Annotated in this window: 12 protein-coding genes; 11 read left to right on the top strand and 1 reads right to left on the bottom strand. The window is 73.8% G+C overall.

Annotated features, from left to right (window positions below):
- Nucleotides 1-73: 73 nt before the first annotated feature.
- The 11 genes from OG570_RS38095 to OG570_RS38045 all read left to right on the top strand — a co-directional run bounded on the left by OG570_RS38095 (nucleotide 74) and on the right by OG570_RS38045 (nucleotide 15,920).
- On the top strand, nucleotides 74-1,540 hold the full coding sequence (locus tag OG570_RS38095) for an amidohydrolase family protein (RefSeq protein WP_326953676.1): 1,467 nt from the start codon (nucleotides 74-76) through the stop codon (nucleotides 1,538-1,540).
- A complete protein-coding gene (locus OG570_RS38090) occupies nucleotides 1,537-2,667 on the top strand; it encodes a M20 family metallopeptidase (protein WP_326953675.1) in 1,131 nt (376 codons plus the stop codon). Before OG570_RS38095 ends, OG570_RS38090 begins: the two co-directional genes overlap by 4 nt.
- A gap of 31 nt (nucleotides 2,668-2,698) precedes the next feature.
- Nucleotides 2,699-3,580, top strand: coding sequence for a GNAT family N-acetyltransferase (locus tag OG570_RS38085; protein ID WP_326953673.1), 882 nt, complete (start codon nucleotides 2,699-2,701; stop codon nucleotides 3,578-3,580).
- Nucleotides 3,577-4,680: an o-succinylbenzoate synthase gene (menC, locus tag OG570_RS38080; protein WP_326953672.1), complete on the top strand. Its 1,104-nt coding sequence runs from the start codon at nucleotides 3,577-3,579 to the stop codon at nucleotides 4,678-4,680. Before OG570_RS38085 ends, menC begins: the two co-directional genes overlap by 4 nt.
- A 120-nt stretch (nucleotides 4,681-4,800) precedes the next feature.
- Nucleotides 4,801-6,186, top strand: coding sequence for a serine hydrolase domain-containing protein (locus OG570_RS38075; RefSeq protein WP_326953671.1), 1,386 nt, complete (start codon nucleotides 4,801-4,803; stop codon nucleotides 6,184-6,186).
- Nucleotides 6,183-7,070, top strand: coding sequence for a serine hydrolase (locus OG570_RS38070; protein WP_326953670.1), 888 nt, complete (start codon nucleotides 6,183-6,185; stop codon nucleotides 7,068-7,070). Before OG570_RS38075 ends, OG570_RS38070 begins: the two co-directional genes overlap by 4 nt.
- Nucleotides 7,067-8,656, top strand: a complete 1,590-nt coding sequence (locus OG570_RS38065) for an ABC transporter substrate-binding protein (protein WP_326953669.1) — start codon at nucleotides 7,067-7,069, stop codon at nucleotides 8,654-8,656. The genes OG570_RS38070 and OG570_RS38065 overlap by 4 nt, the downstream gene beginning before the upstream one ends.
- On the top strand, nucleotides 8,653-9,633 hold the full coding sequence (locus OG570_RS38060; RefSeq protein WP_326949175.1) for an ABC transporter permease: 981 nt from the start codon (nucleotides 8,653-8,655) through the stop codon (nucleotides 9,631-9,633). Before OG570_RS38065 ends, OG570_RS38060 begins: the two co-directional genes overlap by 4 nt.
- A gap of 10 nt (nucleotides 9,634-9,643) precedes the next feature.
- Nucleotides 9,644-11,578 (top strand): dipeptide/oligopeptide/nickel ABC transporter permease/ATP-binding protein, encoded by a 1,935-nt coding sequence (locus tag OG570_RS38055; RefSeq protein WP_326953668.1) that lies wholly within the window; start codon nucleotides 9,644-9,646, stop codon nucleotides 11,576-11,578.
- Nucleotides 11,575-12,573: an ABC transporter ATP-binding protein gene (locus OG570_RS38050; RefSeq protein WP_326953667.1), complete on the top strand. Its 999-nt coding sequence runs from the start codon at nucleotides 11,575-11,577 to the stop codon at nucleotides 12,571-12,573. The genes OG570_RS38055 and OG570_RS38050 overlap by 4 nt, the downstream gene beginning before the upstream one ends.
- Nucleotides 12,570-15,920 (top strand): serine hydrolase, encoded by a 3,351-nt coding sequence (locus tag OG570_RS38045; protein WP_326953666.1) that lies wholly within the window; start codon nucleotides 12,570-12,572, stop codon nucleotides 15,918-15,920. Before OG570_RS38050 ends, OG570_RS38045 begins: the two co-directional genes overlap by 4 nt.
- 67 nt (nucleotides 15,921-15,987) lie before the next feature.
- Here the strand turns inward: OG570_RS38045 and OG570_RS38040 are convergent, their stop codons facing one another.
- The gene (locus tag OG570_RS38040) at nucleotides 15,988-16,920 is read right to left on the bottom strand and encodes a quinone oxidoreductase family protein (protein WP_326953665.1); all 933 of its coding nucleotides are present in this window, start codon (nucleotides 16,918-16,920) and stop codon (nucleotides 15,988-15,990) included.
- Nucleotides 16,921-16,961 lie beyond the last annotated feature (41 nt).

Genomic DNA, 16,961 nt, shown 5'->3' with positions numbered 1-16,961 from the left:
GCACCAACGGCTCCGCCGGAATCCCTCCTATCGTCGCCACGACCCGAGTACGTGACGACGAGGAGGCGCAGCGGTGCGGACACTCTTGCGGGGCGGACGGGTCGTCGACCCCGGGACCGGGTTCGACGGCGTCGCCGACGTGCTCCTGGACGACGGCAAGGTCGCCGCCGTCGGGAGCGGGCTCGACGCGCCCGCCGTGGTGGACGTCAGCGGGCTCGTCGTCGGGCCCGGGTTCGTCGACCTGCACAGCCACGTGCACTCCGTCGCCGGGCAGCGGCTGCAGGCGCTGGACGGCGTGACCACCGCGCTCGACCTCGAAGCCGGCCTGATGCCCCTCGAACGGGCCTACGCCGAGGCCGCCGCGGCCGGGCGGCCGCTGAACTACGGCTTCTCCGCCTGCTGGGCCGCCGCGCGGGCGCAGGTGCTGGCCGGGATCGAGCCGGACGCGCAGATCGACAGCGGTCTCGCCGTGCTGGGCAACCCGGCGTGGCAACGGTCGTCGTCGCCGGACGAACTCGCGGCCTGGCTGTCCCTTGTGGAGGGTGAGCTGGCCGCCGGCGCGCTCGGCATCGGCGTCCTGATGGGGTACGCGCCCGCGACCGAGCCCGGCGAGTTCCTGGCCGTCGCGCACCTCGCCGCGAAGGCCGGCGTGCCGACCTACACGCACGTCCGCGAGCTGGTCGAGGTCGACCCGGCGATCCCGGTCGACGGCTCCGAGGAGATCGTCATCGCCGCGGCCGAGACCGGCGCCGCGATGCACCACTGCCACGTCAACAGCACCTCCGGGCACCACCTCGACCGCGTCCTGGCCACCCTGGAGAAGTCGCGTCGCGCGGGCTCCCGCGTCACCGTCGAGGCCTACCCGTACGGCGCCGGCAGCACCGCCGTCGGCGCCGCGTTCATCGAGCCGGACCGCCTGCGGCTCAAGGGACTTTCGCCGTCGAGCGTGGTGATCCTCGAGACCGGCGAGCGCGTCGCGGACGAGGCCCGCCTGCGTCAGCTGCGCGAAGCCGACCCCGGCGCGCCGTGCCTGCTGGAGTTCCTCGACGAGGACAACCCCCGCGACCAGGCGACACTGCGCCAGGCGCTCGCGTTCCCCGACTCGATCGTCGCGAGCGACGCGATGCCGGTGTACTGGACGGACGGCCGCACCGAGAGCACCGAGTGGCCGCTCCCGCCGGGCGGCACGACGCACCCGCGGACCGCGGGCACCTTCGCCAAGACCCTGCGCCTGATGGTGCGCGAGACCGGGGCCTGGACGTGGCTCGAAGCGTTCCGCCGCTGCGCCTACCTGCCGTCGCGGCTGCTCGACGACGTCGCCCCGGCGGCCCGCGGCAAGGGCCACCTCGGGGTGGGCGCCGACGCCGACGTGGTCGTCCTCGACCCGGCGACGATCACCGACGCCGCCACGTACGCCGATCCCACCCGGCCGTCACACGGCGTCCGGCACCTGTTCGTCGGCGGCGTCCCGGTGGTCGGCGACGGCGAACTGCGCACCGGCGCGTTCCCGGGGAAGCCGTTGCGGGGTGAGCCGCGGTGAACGACCTCCTCGCCGACATCGAGACGCTCGTTCGGTGCGAGTCGCCGTCCGAAGACCACGACGCCGTCGCGCGCAGCGCCGAAGCCGTCGCGAAGATCGGCCGGCGCCTGCTGGGCGCCGAGCCGGAACGGATCGTCACCGACGGCTGCACGCACCTGCGCTGGCGGTTCGGCGACGGACCGCCCCGCGTCCTGCTGCTCGGGCACCACGACACCGTGTGGCCGCTGGGTTCCCTGCGCACGCACCCGTTTTCGATCGAGGACGGCGTGCTGCGCGGCCCCGGCTGCTTCGACATGAAGGCCGGCGTGGTGATGGCCCTGCACGCCGCCGCGGCGCTGGCCGACCGCACCGGCCTGGCGATCCTCGTCACCGGCGACGAAGAGATCGGCTCACCGCTGTCCCGCTCGCTGATCGAAGAGGAAGCTCGCGGCTGTGACGCGGTGTTCGTCCTCGAAGCCTCCGCCGACGGCGGCGCGCTGAAGACCCGCCGCAAGGGCGTTTCCCGGTACTGGCTCGAGGTCGAGGGCCGCGCCGCGCACGCCGGGCTCGAACCGGAGAAGGGCGTCAACGCCGGGATCGAGCTCGCCCACCAGATCCTCGCGGTGGCCGCGCTCGCCGACGCCGAGCGGGGCACCACCGTCGTCCCGACCGCGCTGTCCGCCGGGACGACGACCAACACCGTGCCCGCCGCGGCCAGCGTCGCGGTCGACGCCCGCGTGTGGGACACCGCCGAGCAGGACCGCGTCGACCAGGCCGTCCGGAGCTTGGCACCGGTGCTGCCCGGTTCCAAGCTCCGGATCGCGGGCGGCATCAACCGCGCGCCGCTCGACGCCGTCGCGTCGGCGGATCTGTTCGCCCTGGCGAACTCCCTCGCCGGTGGCACGCTCACGTCCGCGTCGGTCGGCGGCGCGTCCGACGGCAACTTCACGGCCGGGCTGGGCATTCCCACCCTCGACGGCCTCGGCGCGGTGGGCGGCGGCGCGCACGCGGACGACGAACACGTCGTCGTCGACCAGCTGCTCCCGCGCACTGCGCTGCTCGTCTCGCTGACCAAAACCGTGCTGGCGAACGGGACTTCGTCCGCCACGACCAACACCGGGGGCGAATCCGGTGCGGGACAACGGTGACGCGCCGGCCGTGTCCGGAAAGGATGGTCCCGTGACTGACGTTGTGACGAACACGGTCCCGTCCGTGCGGGACGAGGCGGCCCTCACGGCCACCGCCGCCGCCGCGGCTTCGGGGGCCGAGGTCCGTGAGCTCGCCGAGATCCCCGATCTGAACGCGGTGGCCCTGCTCTTCGAGACGATCTGGCAGCCCGAACCGGGCAGCCAGCCGGTGAACGCCGAGCTGCTCAAGGCGATGGTCGCGGCGGGCAACTACGTCGCCGGCGCCTTCGACGGCCCCCGGCTGCTCGGCGCCTGCTTCGGGTTCTTCGGCCGGCCCGCGAAAGGCGGCCTGCACAGCCACATCGCCGGGGTCCTCCCGGCCGGGCTCGGCCGCGGGCTCGGTTTCGCGCTCAAGCTGCACCAGCGCGCGTGGGCGCTGCACCAGGACGTCCCGGTGATCTCCTGGACGTTCGACCCGCTCGTGCGGCGCAACGCCCACTTCAACGTGACCAAGCTCGGCGCCCGCCCGGCGCAGTACCTGCCCGACTTCTACGGCCCGATGCACGACGGCATCAACGGCTCGGGCGACACCGACCGGATCATGGTCGCCTGGGAGCTGGCGAGCCCGCCGGTGCGCGCCGCCGCGCTCGGTGAGCCGGCCCGCTTCGACGCGGTGGCGCTGCGGGCGCGGGGCGCGTCGACCGCGCTGGCGGTCGGCCCGGACGGCGGGCCGGTGAGCGGGCCCGCGGACGGGCCGCTGGTGCTCGTCGCCGTGCCGCCGGACATCGAGGCGCTGCGCCGCACCGACCCCGGCCGGGGCCGGTCGTGGCGGGTGGCGCTGCGGGAGGTGCTGGGCGGCCTGATGGCCGGCGGCGCCGAGGTCGTCGGGTTCGATCGTGCCGGTTTTTACGTTCTGGCCAAGGAGAAGCCGTGAAACTCAGTGGTGTGGAGCTCCTGCGCGTCCGGATGCCCCTGGTGGCGCCGTTCCGGACGTCGTTCGGCACGCAGGCCGAGCGCGAACTGCTGCTCCTGCGCGCGGTCACCTCCGACGGCGAGGGCTGGGGCGAGTGCGGCGCGATGGTCGACCCGCTCTACTCCTCGGAGTACGTCGACGGCGTCGAGCACGTGCTGCGGACCTTCCTCGTCCCGGCGCTCACCGCGGCCGGCGACCTGACGGCCAACAAGGTCGCGCCGCTGCTGGCGAAGTTCAAGGGCCACCGGATGGCCAAGGCGGCGCTGGAGATGGCCGTGCTCGACGCCGAGCTGCGGGCGCACGGCGTGTCGTTCGCGGCCGCACTGGGGTCCACAAAGGACTCGGTGCCGTGCGGGGTCTCCGTCGGGATCATGGAGACCATCCCGCACCTGCTCGACGTCGTCGGCGGTTACCTCGACGACGGGTACGTCCGGATCAAGCTCAAGATCGAGCCCGGCTGGGACGTCGAACCGGTGCGCGCGGTCCGGGAACGCTTCGGCGACGACGTCCTGCTCCAGGTCGACGCCAACACCGCGTACACGCTGTCGGACATCCCGCAGCTCGCCCGGCTCGACCCGTTCGAGCTGCTGCTGATCGAGCAGCCCCTCGAAGAGGAGGACGTGCTCGGGCACGCGGAGCTGGCCAAGCACATCCGGACGCCGATCTGCCTGGACGAGTCCATCGTCTCCGCGCGTTCGGCCGCCGACGCGATCACGCTGGGCGCGTGCCGGATCGTCAACATCAAGCCCAGCCGGGTCGGCGGTTACCTGGAGGCGCGGCGGGTGCACGACGTCTGCGCCGCGCACGGGATCCCGGTCTGGTGCGGCGGGATGATCGAGACCGGGCTGGGCCGGGCGGCCAACGTCGCCCTCGCGTCGCTGCCCGGCTTCACGCTCCCGGGCGACACGTCGGCGTCGGACCGGTTTTACACGAACGACATCACCGAGCCGTTCGTGCTGGCGGACGGGCACCTGCCGGTGCCGTCCGGCCCCGGCCTCGGCGTCACGCCGATCGCGGGCCGGCTCGCCGAGGTGACCACGGCGAAGAGCTGGCTGGCCTGACCGGTTCGTCCGCCGCGATGAAAGTTTCCCCCGGTCTCGTCGGATTCGACGAACCGGCGGGGTAAGCGCAGGTCATAGCATCCCCGGCAACGCCGGTTCACCATCGGACGAGAGGCAATCATGGCGAAACTCACCGACCTCGGGGCCTGGCTCGAAAGCCGGCTTCCCGCTCTGCTGGCCGAAAACCACGTGCCGGCCGCGTCGGTCGCCGTGTACGCCGGCGGCGAGATCCTCGACCGCGCGGCCGGGGTGCTCAACAAGGGCACCGGCGTCGAGGCGGACGCCGACTCGGTGTTCCAGATCGGCTCCGTCACCAAGGTCTGGACGGTGACGCTGGCGATGCAGCTCGTCGACGAGGGGAAGCTGGACCTCGACGAGCCCGTCCGCCGGTACCTGCCCGGGTTCGCGCTCGCCGACGACGACGCGGCCGCGCGGATCACCGTCCGGCAGCTGATGTGTCACACCTCCGGCTTCGAAGGCGACATCTTCACCGACACCGGCCGCGGCGAGGACTGCGTCGAGAAGTACGTCGCCACCCTCCACGACGTGCCCCAGCTCTTCCCGCCCGGCGAGATGTTCTCCTACAACAACGCCGCGCTCTGCGTGCTCGGCCGCGTCGTGGAAGTGCTGCGGGACAAGGACTACAACCAGAGCCTGGCTGACCACCTGTTCGTCCCGCTGGGCCTGACGCACGCGGCGCAGAGCCCGTACGAGGCGATCCGGTTCCGCGCCGCGCTCGGCCACCTGTCACCGGAGCCGGGCGCCGAGCCGGAACCCGCCGGGATCTGGGCGCTGGCGCCGTCGAACGCGCCGGCCGGCTCGATGCTCGCGATGCGGGCGCGGGACCTCGCGACGTTCGCCGGCATGCACCTACGTGACGGCGAGGCGCCGGACGGCACCCGCGTGCTGAGCGCGGCGAGCGCCCGCGCGATGCGGGAACGCCTGGTGGAGCTGCCCGACCTCGGCCTGATGGGCGACGCGTGGGGCCTCGGCTGGTCGCTGTTCGACTCACCCGGCGGCGCCCTGGTCGGGCACGACGGCAACACGATCGGCCAGGCGTCGTTCCTGCGGGTCGCCCCGGAGCACGGCGTCGCCGTCGCGCTGCTGACCAACGGCGGCGACCCGATCCCGCTCTACACCGAGATCATCGGCCACGTCCTGCGGGAGCTGACCGGCATCGAGCTGACCCCGCCGCCGGTGCCGGACCCCGCCGCGCCGCGCGTCGACGCCTCCCGGTACGTCGGCGAGTACTCCTCGACGGTCGCGGACATCGTGGTCAGCCAGGACGACAGCGGCCGCGTCTGGGTGGAGCGCGTCCCGAAGGGGATCTTCGCCGAGCTGAGCGGCCCGGTGAAGAGCGAGCTGGTCGCGATGAACGGCGACACGCTGATCCTCGCCGAGCCGATGCAGGGCATGTACATCCCGCACGCCTTCGTCGGCGACGACGGAACGGGCCACGCGCTGTACCTGCACACCGGCCGCGCCGACCGCCGGGTGCGCGCATGACCGGTGTCGAGGACGAGATCACCGCGGTGTTCACCGCGGCGGGCGCGCGGGGCTTCGTCCACGCGCGGGAGATCGGCGGCGGCCCGGGCGAGGTGGCGCTCGGCGCGGACGACCCGGTGGTGCTGGCGTCGGTGTTCAAGATCCCGGTCGCCGTCGCCTACGCCCGGGAGGTCGTGGCGGGCCGCCTCGACGAGACCGAGCGTACCCGCGTCGGGAAGCGCTACCGCATCGGCGGGATCGGCACCGCCGGCTGCGAAGACGACGTCGAAATGAGCTGGCGCGACCTCGCGCTGTTCATGCTGACCATGAGCGACAACGCCGCCACCGATGTGATCTACCACCGGATCGGCCAGGACGCCGTCGACCGCGTGCTCACCGACCTGGACCTGAAGCGGACGCGGTTGATCGGCTGCTGCGAGGACCTGTTCGCGTCGGTCATGGCCGACCTGGGTGCCGACGGTGACCTCGACGCCGCGTTCGCCGGGGCCACCCCGGAGCAGACGTGGAAGCTCTCGGTGCTCGACCCGGAGCGCACGACGTCGTCGACGCCCCGGGAGGTCACCACCCTGCTCGACGCTGTCTGGACCGATCGCGCCGCCGAACCCGCGGCCTGCGAGCGCGTCCGCTCGATGATGGCGCGTCAGATCTGGCCGCACCGGATCTCCTCCGGCTTCGGTTCGGACGTCACGATCGCGGCCAAGACCGGCACCCTGCCGGCCGTCCGCAACGAAGCCGGTGTGCTGTCCTTTCCGGACGGACGCCGGTTCGCCGTCGCGGTCTTCACCCGCGCGGACTCGCTCGACGAACGGCAGCCCGCCGTCGACGCCGCGATCGGCGCGGCCGCCCGCCTCGCCGTGGACCACCTGCGGAAGGAAACCCCATGACCCCCACACGGACCGCGGTGGTCCTGCTCGGCGGGCTCGCCCTCGTGGCGACCGCCTGCGCGGGACCGGGAGACACCGGCTCGGGCCAGACCCCCGTCGACGGCGGGACGTTCACCTTCGCCATCGGCTCCGACCCGGGCAACCTCGACCCGCACATGTCGGTGCTGTCGGTGACCGGCCAGGTCGACAAGTTCCTCTACGACTCCCTGCTCGAGCTCAGCGCGGACGGCAAGCCCCTGCCGGAGCTGGCCGAGAAGTGGGCCGCCACCTCGACGACCGCCGCGACCTTCACTCTGCGCCAAGGGCTCACCTGCGCGGACGGCGCTCCGCTGACCGCCGCCGACGTCGCGGCGAACATCGTGTTCGTCGGCGACCCGGTGAACAAGTCGCCCTTCGCCGGCCTGACGATCGCGCCCGGCACGAAGGCCACCGCCGACGAGGCCACCCGCACGATCACCGTCACCTCCGGCGCGCCGGACGCGTTCCTGCTCCGCAACATCGGTGCGCTGCCGATCGTCTGCGGCAAGGGCCTGGCCGACCGCAAGCTGCTGGCGAAGGGCGAGAGCGGTACCGGCCTGTTCGCCGTCTCCGAGGCTGTGCCGAACGACCACTACACGTTCACCCGCCGCAAGGACTACGCCTGGGGCCCGGGGGACTGGAAGGCCGAGCCGGGGCTGCCCGACAAGCTCGTCCTGCGGGTCATCTCCAACACCTCGACGGCGGCGAACCTGCTGCTCTCGGGCGAGCTCAACGCCGCGGCGATCACCGGCCCGGACCGCCAGCGCCTCGACGCGCGCAAGCTGTTCCACGCCGACTACAACGCGCCGCTCGGCGAGATCTACTACAACCAGGCCGCGGGCCGGCCCGGCGAGGACGAAGCCGTGCGGCGCGCGCTGACGCAGTCGCTCGACCTGGCGCAGCTGGGCAAGGTGCTCACCAGCGGCACGGGCAAGCCGTCGCAGGGCATGGTCACGGCCGACCCCAAGGCGTGCGCGGGCGACACCATCACCGGCAACCTGCCTGCCCACGACGCCGCCGCGGCCGCGTCCGCGCTGGACGCCGCGGGCTGGCAGGCCGGCGGGGACGGCGTCCGGGTGAAGAACGGCAAGCGCCTGACGCTGAACGTCATCTACGGCACCCAGCTCGGCCCGACGATGGCGCCGACGGCGGAACTGTTCCAGCAGACCTGGAAGGCGCTCGGCGCCGAGGTCACGCTCAAGGGCGTCGACAGCCCGGGCCTGTCCCAGGTGCTGTTCGGCACCGGCGAGTGGGAGGTCTCGCTCGGCCCGCTCGGGCTCGCGCTGCCCAGCCAGCTGGTGCCGTTCGTGTCCGGCCCGGCCGCGCCGGACGGGACGAACTTCGCGCACATCGCCAACCCCACCTACGACCAGGGTGTGAAGCAGGCCGCCGCGACGAGCGGCGACGCCAGCTGCCCGACCTGGATCGCCGCGGAGACGGCGCTGATCAAGCGGGTGGACGTGGTGCCCTACGTCGACTCCGTCGTCCCGATCTACGGCAGCGGCACGAAGTTCACGCTCAGCCAGGGCGCCGTGCTGCCGTCCTCGATCCGGATGTACGCGAAATGACCACGGCGACGGCGCCCGCCGGCCTGCGGGGCAGCCCGTGGCCGGCGTTCGCCGGGCGCCGGCTGGCCCGGTTCGCCGTGTCGCTGTGGGCGCTGGTGACCGCGGCGTTCCTGATGATCCACCTGGTCCCCGGCGACCCGGTGCGGGCCGCGCTCGGGATGACCGCGCCCGCCGCCCTGGTGCGGGCGCGCCGCGCCGAGCTCGGCCTGGACGATCCACTGTGGACACAGTACGGGCACTACCTGCGCGGGCTGGTCACCGGCGACTTCGGGACGTCGATGGCGAGCGGGCAGCCGGTGACGCAGGTGATCGGCGACCGGCTGCCGGCGACGTTGCAGCTGGCCGTGCTCGCGTTCGTGGTGGTCGTCGTGGTCGCGGTGCCGGTCGGGGTGTGCTTCGCGGTGCTGACGCGCGGCGGCCGTCGCCGGGGTGGTGAGCTGGCGTTCACGTCGGGGAGCGTGCTGCTCGCCGCCATCCCGGACTTCCTGCTGGCGGTCGGGCTGGTGGCGGTGTTCGCGGTCGGTTTCGGCTGGTTCCCGGTCGCGGGCGGGGACGGCCCGGGCGCGTACGTGCTGCCGGTGGCGGCCCTCACGATCGGGCCGGCCGCGGTGCTCGCCCGGATCGTCCGGGTGGAGCTGCTTTCGGTGCTGGGCGCCGACTTCGTCCGCACCGCGCGGGCGAAACGGCTGCCCGCGCGGCTGGTGTACGTCCGGCACGCGCTGCCGAACGCGCTGACCGCGACGCTGACCCTGGGCGGGCTGATGCTGACCGGCCTGGTCGCGGGCACGGTGCTGGTGGAGAACGTGTTCGCCTGGCCGGGGCTCGGCTCGACGATCGTGCAGTCGATCCTGCAGAAGGACTACCCGCTGGTGCAGGGGATCGTGCTCGTCTACGGCATCGGCGTGCTGCTGGTGAACCTGCTGGTCGACGTCGTGCTCGGGCTGCTCGACCCGCGTTCGACGATCCGGGAGAGCTGAGGTGACGGCGATGCGCGCACGGCGTGGTTCAGTGAAGAAGCGCGGCTCGGTGTGGACGACGGCCGTGCGCACGCCGGTGGGCGCGTGCTCGGCGGTGCTGCTGGTGCTGGTGATCGCGCTGTCCGTGCTGGCGCCGCTGTTCTGGGGCGACGGCGCCGCGGTGGTCGACACCGACGCGATCGGCCAGGGCGCGTCCGCGGCGCACCCGTTCGGCACCGACTCCCTCGGCCGCGACATCTTCCTGCGCACGCTCGTCGCGACCCGGCTCTCGGTCGGCCTCGCGGTGCTCGCGACCGTGATCGGCGTCGGCGCCGGAGTGCTCCTCGGGTCGTTGCCGGCGGTGCTGCCCCGGTGGGCCGGCCGGCTGCTCACCGCGGCGATCAACATCGCCGTCGCGTTCCCCGGGCTGCTGCTGGCGCTGTTCTTCGCGGTGATCTTCGGCGTCGGCACGCACGGCGCGGTGCTGGCGATCGCGTTCGCGATGGCGCCGGCGTTCGCCCGGCTGGTCCAGACGCTCTCGGCGTCGGTGGCCGGGCGCGACTTCGTCGCCGCGGCCCGGGTGTCCGGCGTCGGCCGGATCCGGCTGCTGGCCCGGCACGTGCTGCCGAACATCGGCGAACCGCTGGTCGTCAACGCGACCATCGGCGCCGGGTCGTCGTTGCTCGCCTTCGCCGGGCTCTCGTTCCTCGGCATCGGCGTGCAGGCCCCGGACTACGACTGGGGCCGGCTGCTGCGCGAAGGCCTGGACGGGATCTACGTGACGCCGGTGGCCGCGATCGCGCCCGGCGTCGCCGTCGTGCTCGCCGGGCTGGCGTTCAACCTGGTCGGGGAGACCGTCGCCGCCGTGGTCGGGGTCCGCTCCCGCGCCGCCCGGAGCGCGTCCGGCCCGGTGCCCGTGCCGCGGCCCGCGGTCGTCGAGGCACCGGCGGACGACGCCGTGCTCGTCGTCGAGAACCTGCAGGTGGCGTTCCCGCGAGCGGGTGGGTGGACGGTGCCGGTGCGCGGCGTCAGTTTCACCGTGCGCGCCGGCGAGGCGATCGGCGTCGTCGGCGAGTCCGGCTCCGGCAAGAGCCTGACGGCGCTGGCCGTGTCACGGCTGATCGAGCTGCCCGGAGTCGTGACGGCGGACCGGCTGGAGTTCGCCGGCACGTCGCTGCTCACCGCGTCCGACCGCGAGCTGCGCGGCCTGCTCGGGACGTCGCTGGCCATGGTGTTCCAGGACCCGATGACGTCGTTCAACCCGGCGCGGCGCGTCGGCGGGCAGCTGGCGGAGGTGTCCGAGCAGCACCACGGCCTGTCGCGGCGCGCGGCGTTCGAGCGCGCGGTGGACCGGCTCGCCGCGGTGCGCGTCCCGGCCGCCCGGCGGCGCGCCCGGCAGTACCCGCACGAGTTCTCCGGCGGCATGCGCCAGCGCGCGATGATCGGCATGGGCTTGATGGGCTCGCCGAAGCTGATCGTCGCGGACGAGCCGACGACGGCCCTCGACGTCACGGTCCAGCGCCAGGTGCTGCGGCTGCTGGCCCGCACGCGGGACGCCGAGGGCGCGGCGATCCTGCTGATCAGCCACGACATCGCGGTGGTTTCCCAGACGTGCGAACGGATGCTGGTGATGTACGCCGGCCGCGTCGTCGAGGACCTGCCGACGGCGGACCTCCCGGGCGCGGCCCGCCACCCGTACACCCGGGCGCTGCTGGCCACGACGGTCGACCTCGGCACCGACCGCGACGAGCCCCTCGCCGTGATCCCCGGCCGGCCACCGGAGCCGGACCAGGTCCCGGTGGGCTGCGCGTTCGCGGCCCGGTGTCCGCTGGCGTCCGAGCGTTGTCTCACCGAGGATCCCGTGCTGGAACGGGCCGGAGACGGCCACGGCGTGGCGTGCTGGCACCCGCACGAGACCGCCGTGAGTGTCCTTTCCGGACAGTCGCGAAAGGAAGGTGCCGCGTGAGCGAGCTGCGGTTCGACACGGTGAGCGTCCGGTACGGCCGGTTGACGGCGGTGAACGGCGTCAACCTGACCGTTCCGTCCGGGCAGGTCGTCGGCCTGGTCGGCGAGTCCGGCTCCGGCAAGTCGACGCTGGCCAGGGCCGCGGTCGGGCTGGCCCCGGTCAGCGGCGGCCGGGTGCTGCTCGACGGCGTCGACGTCCGGCGGCTGCCCCGGCGCAAGCCGCTGCAGATGGTCTTCCAGGACCCGTACTCCTCGCTGGACCCGCGGATGGCCGTCGGCGAGTCCATCGCCGAGGCGATGCCGCGCGGCGCCCACCGCGGCGCGGCTGCCCGGCGGGCCGAGGTCGCGCGGCTGCTCGAACTCGTCAACCTGGACCCGGACCGCGCCACGACGTTGCCCGGTCAGCTGTCGGGTGGGCAGCGCCAGCGCGTCGCGCTCGCCCGGGCGCTCGCCGGGCAGCCGAAGGTGCTGATCGCCGACGAGATCACGTCCGCGCTCGACGTCTCGGTGCAGGGCGCCGTGCTCAACCTGGTCCGCGAAGTCCAGCGGCGCCTCGCGCTGTCGATGCTGTTCATCTCCCACAACCTCGCCGTGGTGCGGTACGTGAGCGACTTCGTCGCCGTGATGTACCTCGGCCGGATCGTCGAAGCCGGCCCGGCCGAGCAGGTGCTCACCGATCCGCGGCACCCCTACACGCGGGAACTGCTGGCCGCCGCGCCGTCCGCGCACCACGGCCTGCTCGACGACCCCGGCGTCGACGCGCTCGCCGACACCGAACCCGCCGACCCGCACCACCCGCCGTCCGGCTGCCACTTCCACCCGCGGTGCCCGATCGGCCCGCTCGTGCACCCCGACCGCACCGTCTGCCTCAGCGCCGACCCGGCCGCCGCGGCCGCGGAACGACCCCACGTCGCGGCGTGCCACTTCGCCACGACCGCACCGAATTCCACTGCTCCGAATCACACTGCGCCGAATCCCACGAGGAGATCCGCATGACCCGCCGCCTGAGCGCCGACGACCTGTACGCCCTGGAGTTCCCCGAGCAGCCCGCGCTCTCGCCGGACGGCACGCGGATCGCCTACGTCGTGCGCACCGCCGACCGCGACGCGGACCGCGACACCCGCTCGCTCTGGCTGGTCGCCACGAGCGGCGGCCCGGCGCGCCGGCTGACCCGCGGGACCGCCGACCTCGCCCCGGTGTGGTCGCCCGACGGCACGCGGATCGCGTTCCTGCGCGCCGCGGACGGCCCGGCGCAGCTGTGGCTGCTGCCCGCCGACGGCGGCGAACCCGAGCAGGTCACCACGCTTCCGCTCGGCGCGGGCAGCCCGGTGTGGCGGCCGGACGGCGCCGAGATCGCCTTCTCCGCCCCGGTCGACCTGGCCGCGGACGAGGGTGACGACGACGCCGCCCGCGGCCGCCGCGCGGGTGCCCCGGTGGTCGCCGACCGGCTCGACTTCAAGGCCGACGGCGCCGGGCTGCTGCGGACCCTGCGCAAGCACGTCCACGTCCTCGACGTCGCCTCGGGTGACGTCCGGCAGGTGACGGCGGGGGACTGGCACGCGGGCGATCCCGCGTGGTCGCCGGACGGTGCGCTGCTGGCCTTCCCGGCCGGCCCGGAGGCCGACGCCGACCTGACGTTCCGCTCCGGCGCCTACGTCCTCGAAGCCGGCAACCGCCTCGCCGAGCCGCGCCCGGTCGGCTCCGGCGACGGCATGTGCGGCACGGTCACCTGGACCGCCGACGGCACCGCGCTGCTCGTCGCCGGCCGCCGCGACACCGCGCCCGGCCACCTCGGCCTGCTGCGGATTCCCGTGGACGGCGGGGAAACCGTCGACCTGGCCGCGCCGCTGGACCGGAACGTGATGCCCGGCGGGCCGGGCTACCCCGGCGCGGTCCCGGTGCTGACCGGAGACGGCACCACGGTCGTGTTCTGCGTCCGCGACCGCGGGTACACGCACGTCTACGCGGTCGGCGTCGACGGCGGCGAACCACGGCTCGTCGCCGGGGGTACCGGGAACACCCTGTCGGACGTGTCTGTCGCCGGAGACACCGCGGCGGTCGTGCTGGCCACGCCGACGTCGTACGGCGAGATCGCGACGGTCGCCGTCGCCGGGGGAGCGCCCGAAGTCCTCACCACGCACGGCAGCGGGGCCGAGGTCGAGCTGTTCACCCGCGAGGAGCGCGAGTTCACCGTCTCGGACGGCACGGTCGTGCACGGCTGGCTGGTGCGCGACCCCGCCCGCACCGGCCCGCGGCCGCTGCTGCTGGACATCCACGGCGGCCCGCACAACGCGTGGAGCGGCACCGCCGACGCCGTCCACGCCTACCACCAGCAGCTGGCCGCGCGCGGCTGGGCGGTGCTGCTGCTCAACCCGCGCGGCAGCGACGGCTACGGCGAAGCGTTCTACACCGCGGCCGTCGGCGCCTGGGGTGTCGCCGACGCCAAGGACTTCCTCGAGCCCCTGGACGCGCTCGTCGCCGAAGGGGTCGCCGACGCGCAGCGGCTCGCCGTCTCCGGCTACAGCTACGGCGGCTTCATGACGTGCTACCTGACCAGCCACGACGACCGGTTCGCCGCGGCCGTCGCCGGCGGCGTCGTCAGCGACGCGGTCAGCATGGCCGGCACCTCCGACAGCGGGCACTACCTCGGCGTCGCCGAACTGGGCGGAGCGTCCTCTGTGGACGAAGCGCACTTCGGTGCGTCGTCGCCGCTGGCGCGGGTCGGGCAGGTCCGCACGCCGACGCTGGTGGTGCACGGCGCCGACGACGACCGCTGCCCGGTCGGGCAGGCCGAGCAGTGGTTCACGGCGTTGCGCGAGCAGGGCGTGCCGACCCGGCTGGTGCTCTACCCCGGCGCGTCGCACCTGTTCATCCTGGAGGGGAAACCCTCGCACCGCAGCGACTTCAACCGCCGCGTCGTCGACTGGGTCGAGCAGCACGCGGGCTCGCCGGGGCGGGTCCCGCTCGACGGCGCGCACTGGCAGCGGCGGCTGACCGCCCTCGCGCGCAAGTACCGCGTCCCCGGCGCGACGCTGGGCATCCTGCGCCTCGACGGCGACGAGCAGGCCTTCGCGCACACCGGCGTGCTCAACAAGGCGACCGGTGTCGCCGTCACCGACGAGTCGGTGTTCCAGATCGGCTCGATCACCAAGGTGTGGACGGCGACCGTCGCCATGCAGCTGGTCGACGAAGGCCTGCTCGACCTGGACGCGCCGATCGCCGACGTGCTGCCGGAGCTGCGGCTGGCCGACCCGGACGTCACCAAGCAGGTGACGTTGCGGCACCTGCTGACCCACACCAGCGGCATCGACGGCGACGTCTTCACCGACACCGGCCGCGGCGACGACTGCGTGGAGAAGTACGTCGCCGTGCTGGACCAGGCCGCGCAGACCCACCCGCTCGGCGCGACGCTGTCCTACTGCAACTCGGGCTTCATCCTGGCCGGCCGCGTCATCGAGAAGCTGACCGGCAAGACCTGGGACGCGGCGTTGCGGGAGCGGCTGTTCACCCCGCTCGGCCTGACGCACACGGGCACCCTGCCCGAGGAGGCGCTGCTGTTCGGCGCGGCGATGGGCCACGTCGCGGCGGGCGACGAGGAGCCGCAGCCGGCGCCGGTCTGGGGCCTGCCGCGCTCGGCGGGCCCGGCCGGCCTGATCACGGCGACCCCGGCGGACGTCCTGGCGTTCGCCCGCCTGCACCTGCGGGACGGCCTCGGCCCGGACGGCGCGCGCGTCCTCTCGGCGGCGTCCGCCACGGCGATGACCGAGTGGCAGGCGGACATGCCGGACAAGCACACGCTCGGTGATTCGTGGGGCCTGGGCTGGATCCGCTTCGACTGGGACGGCCACCGCGTCTACGGCCACGACGGCAACACGATCGGCCAGGCGGCGTTCCTCCGCATCCTGCCGGACCAGGGCCTCGCGGTCACGCTGCTCGCCAACGGCGGTGGCACGCACGACCTGTACGAGGAGCTGTACCGCGAGATCTTCGCGGAACTGGCGGGAGTGGCGATGCCGCAACCGCTGGTGCCCGCGGCCACACCGCCGTCGGTCGACGTCTCGGAGTTCCTCGGGACGTACGAGCGGGAGTCGGTGCGGACGGAGATCCTCAGCACAGACTTGGGCCTGCGCATCCGCCAGACGGTCACGGGCCCGCTCGCCGAGCTGGTCCCGGAACCGACGACGGAGGACGACCTGATCCCGATCAGCGCGACCCAGTTCGCCCTGCGCCCCGCGGGCACGCGCTCGTGGCAGTCGGTGACGTTCTACCAGCTCCCGACGGGGGAGCGGTACCTGCACAGCGGAGTCCGAGCCACCCCGAAGGTGAGCGGCTCGCCGGCCTGAAGTCCGTGAATGCCACATCGAGGGACACTTGGTCCCTCGATGTGGCATTCACGGCTTACGCCAGCGGTCAGGGGACGATCACCACGCGGCGGTCATCGCCGTCGTCCTTCCAGGCCGCTTCGACGTCCTCCAGCGGGACCGTGCGCGTGTCGATCCGGAAGGTGCCGCGGCCGACTTCCGCCGCGAGGGCGGGCAGTTCCGCGACGATGTCCCGCGTCGGCACCGAACCCTGGCCGCTGCCCACCAGCTGCAGCCGCGCCGCCCGCAGCGCGGCGGAGGGCAGCGACGCCGTCCGGCCCGCGACCGAGCCGATCTCGATCCACGTCAGCGGGCGGGCCCGGTCGCCGCGGTGCGTGACGATCTCGCGCATCGCCTCGGCCGTCGGCTCGCCCCAGACGTAGTCCAGGACCACGTCGACGTCCGCGCCCGCCGTGCCGACGTCGGCGAGGGGGACCGCGACGTCGGCGCCCAGGTCCGGCAGCGTCGCGAGGCGGCCGGGGTCCCGGCCCGCGGCGACGACCCGCCCGGCGCCGAGGTGCCGGGCCACCTGGACGGCCAGCCGGCCCGCGTTGCCGGTCGCGCCCAGGACGAGGACGTCCTGTCCGGCCGTGAACTCGATCCGCCGCCGCAGCGCGATCCACGCCGACATCGCCGGGTTCATGCCCGCGGCCACGAGCACGGGGTCGACGTCGTCGGGCAGCACGACGCTGCGGCGCAGGTCGACGACGGTCCGCTCGGCCAGCGCGCCCATCGCCGTGTCCGGCAGGACGAAGTAGCGCAGGCGGCCGTCGGGCGCGCGGCCCACGCCGTCGATGCCCGGCACGAACGGCAGCTCCGCGGACTCGGTGTAGTGCGAACCGTCGGCCTGCGAGCGGACCCGCGGGTGCAGGCCGACGGCGACGACGTCGACGAGCACCTCGTCCGGTGTTCCGGGTGCGGGGACGGGAAAGTCCTGGCAGGTCGGCGGTGTGCCGAACGACGTGACGACCGCTGCGCGCATGGTGACCTCTTGAGAAGTAGTTGGTAGTGCCAAGTAGATTA

The organism is Amycolatopsis sp. NBC_01286, from assembly GCF_035982555.1.
In the GTDB taxonomy this organism is placed as follows: Bacteria; Actinomycetota; Actinomycetes; order Mycobacteriales; family Pseudonocardiaceae; genus Amycolatopsis.
Note: the sequence above shows the minus strand (reverse complement) of the source record. Positions and strands in the feature narration are given on the sequence as shown.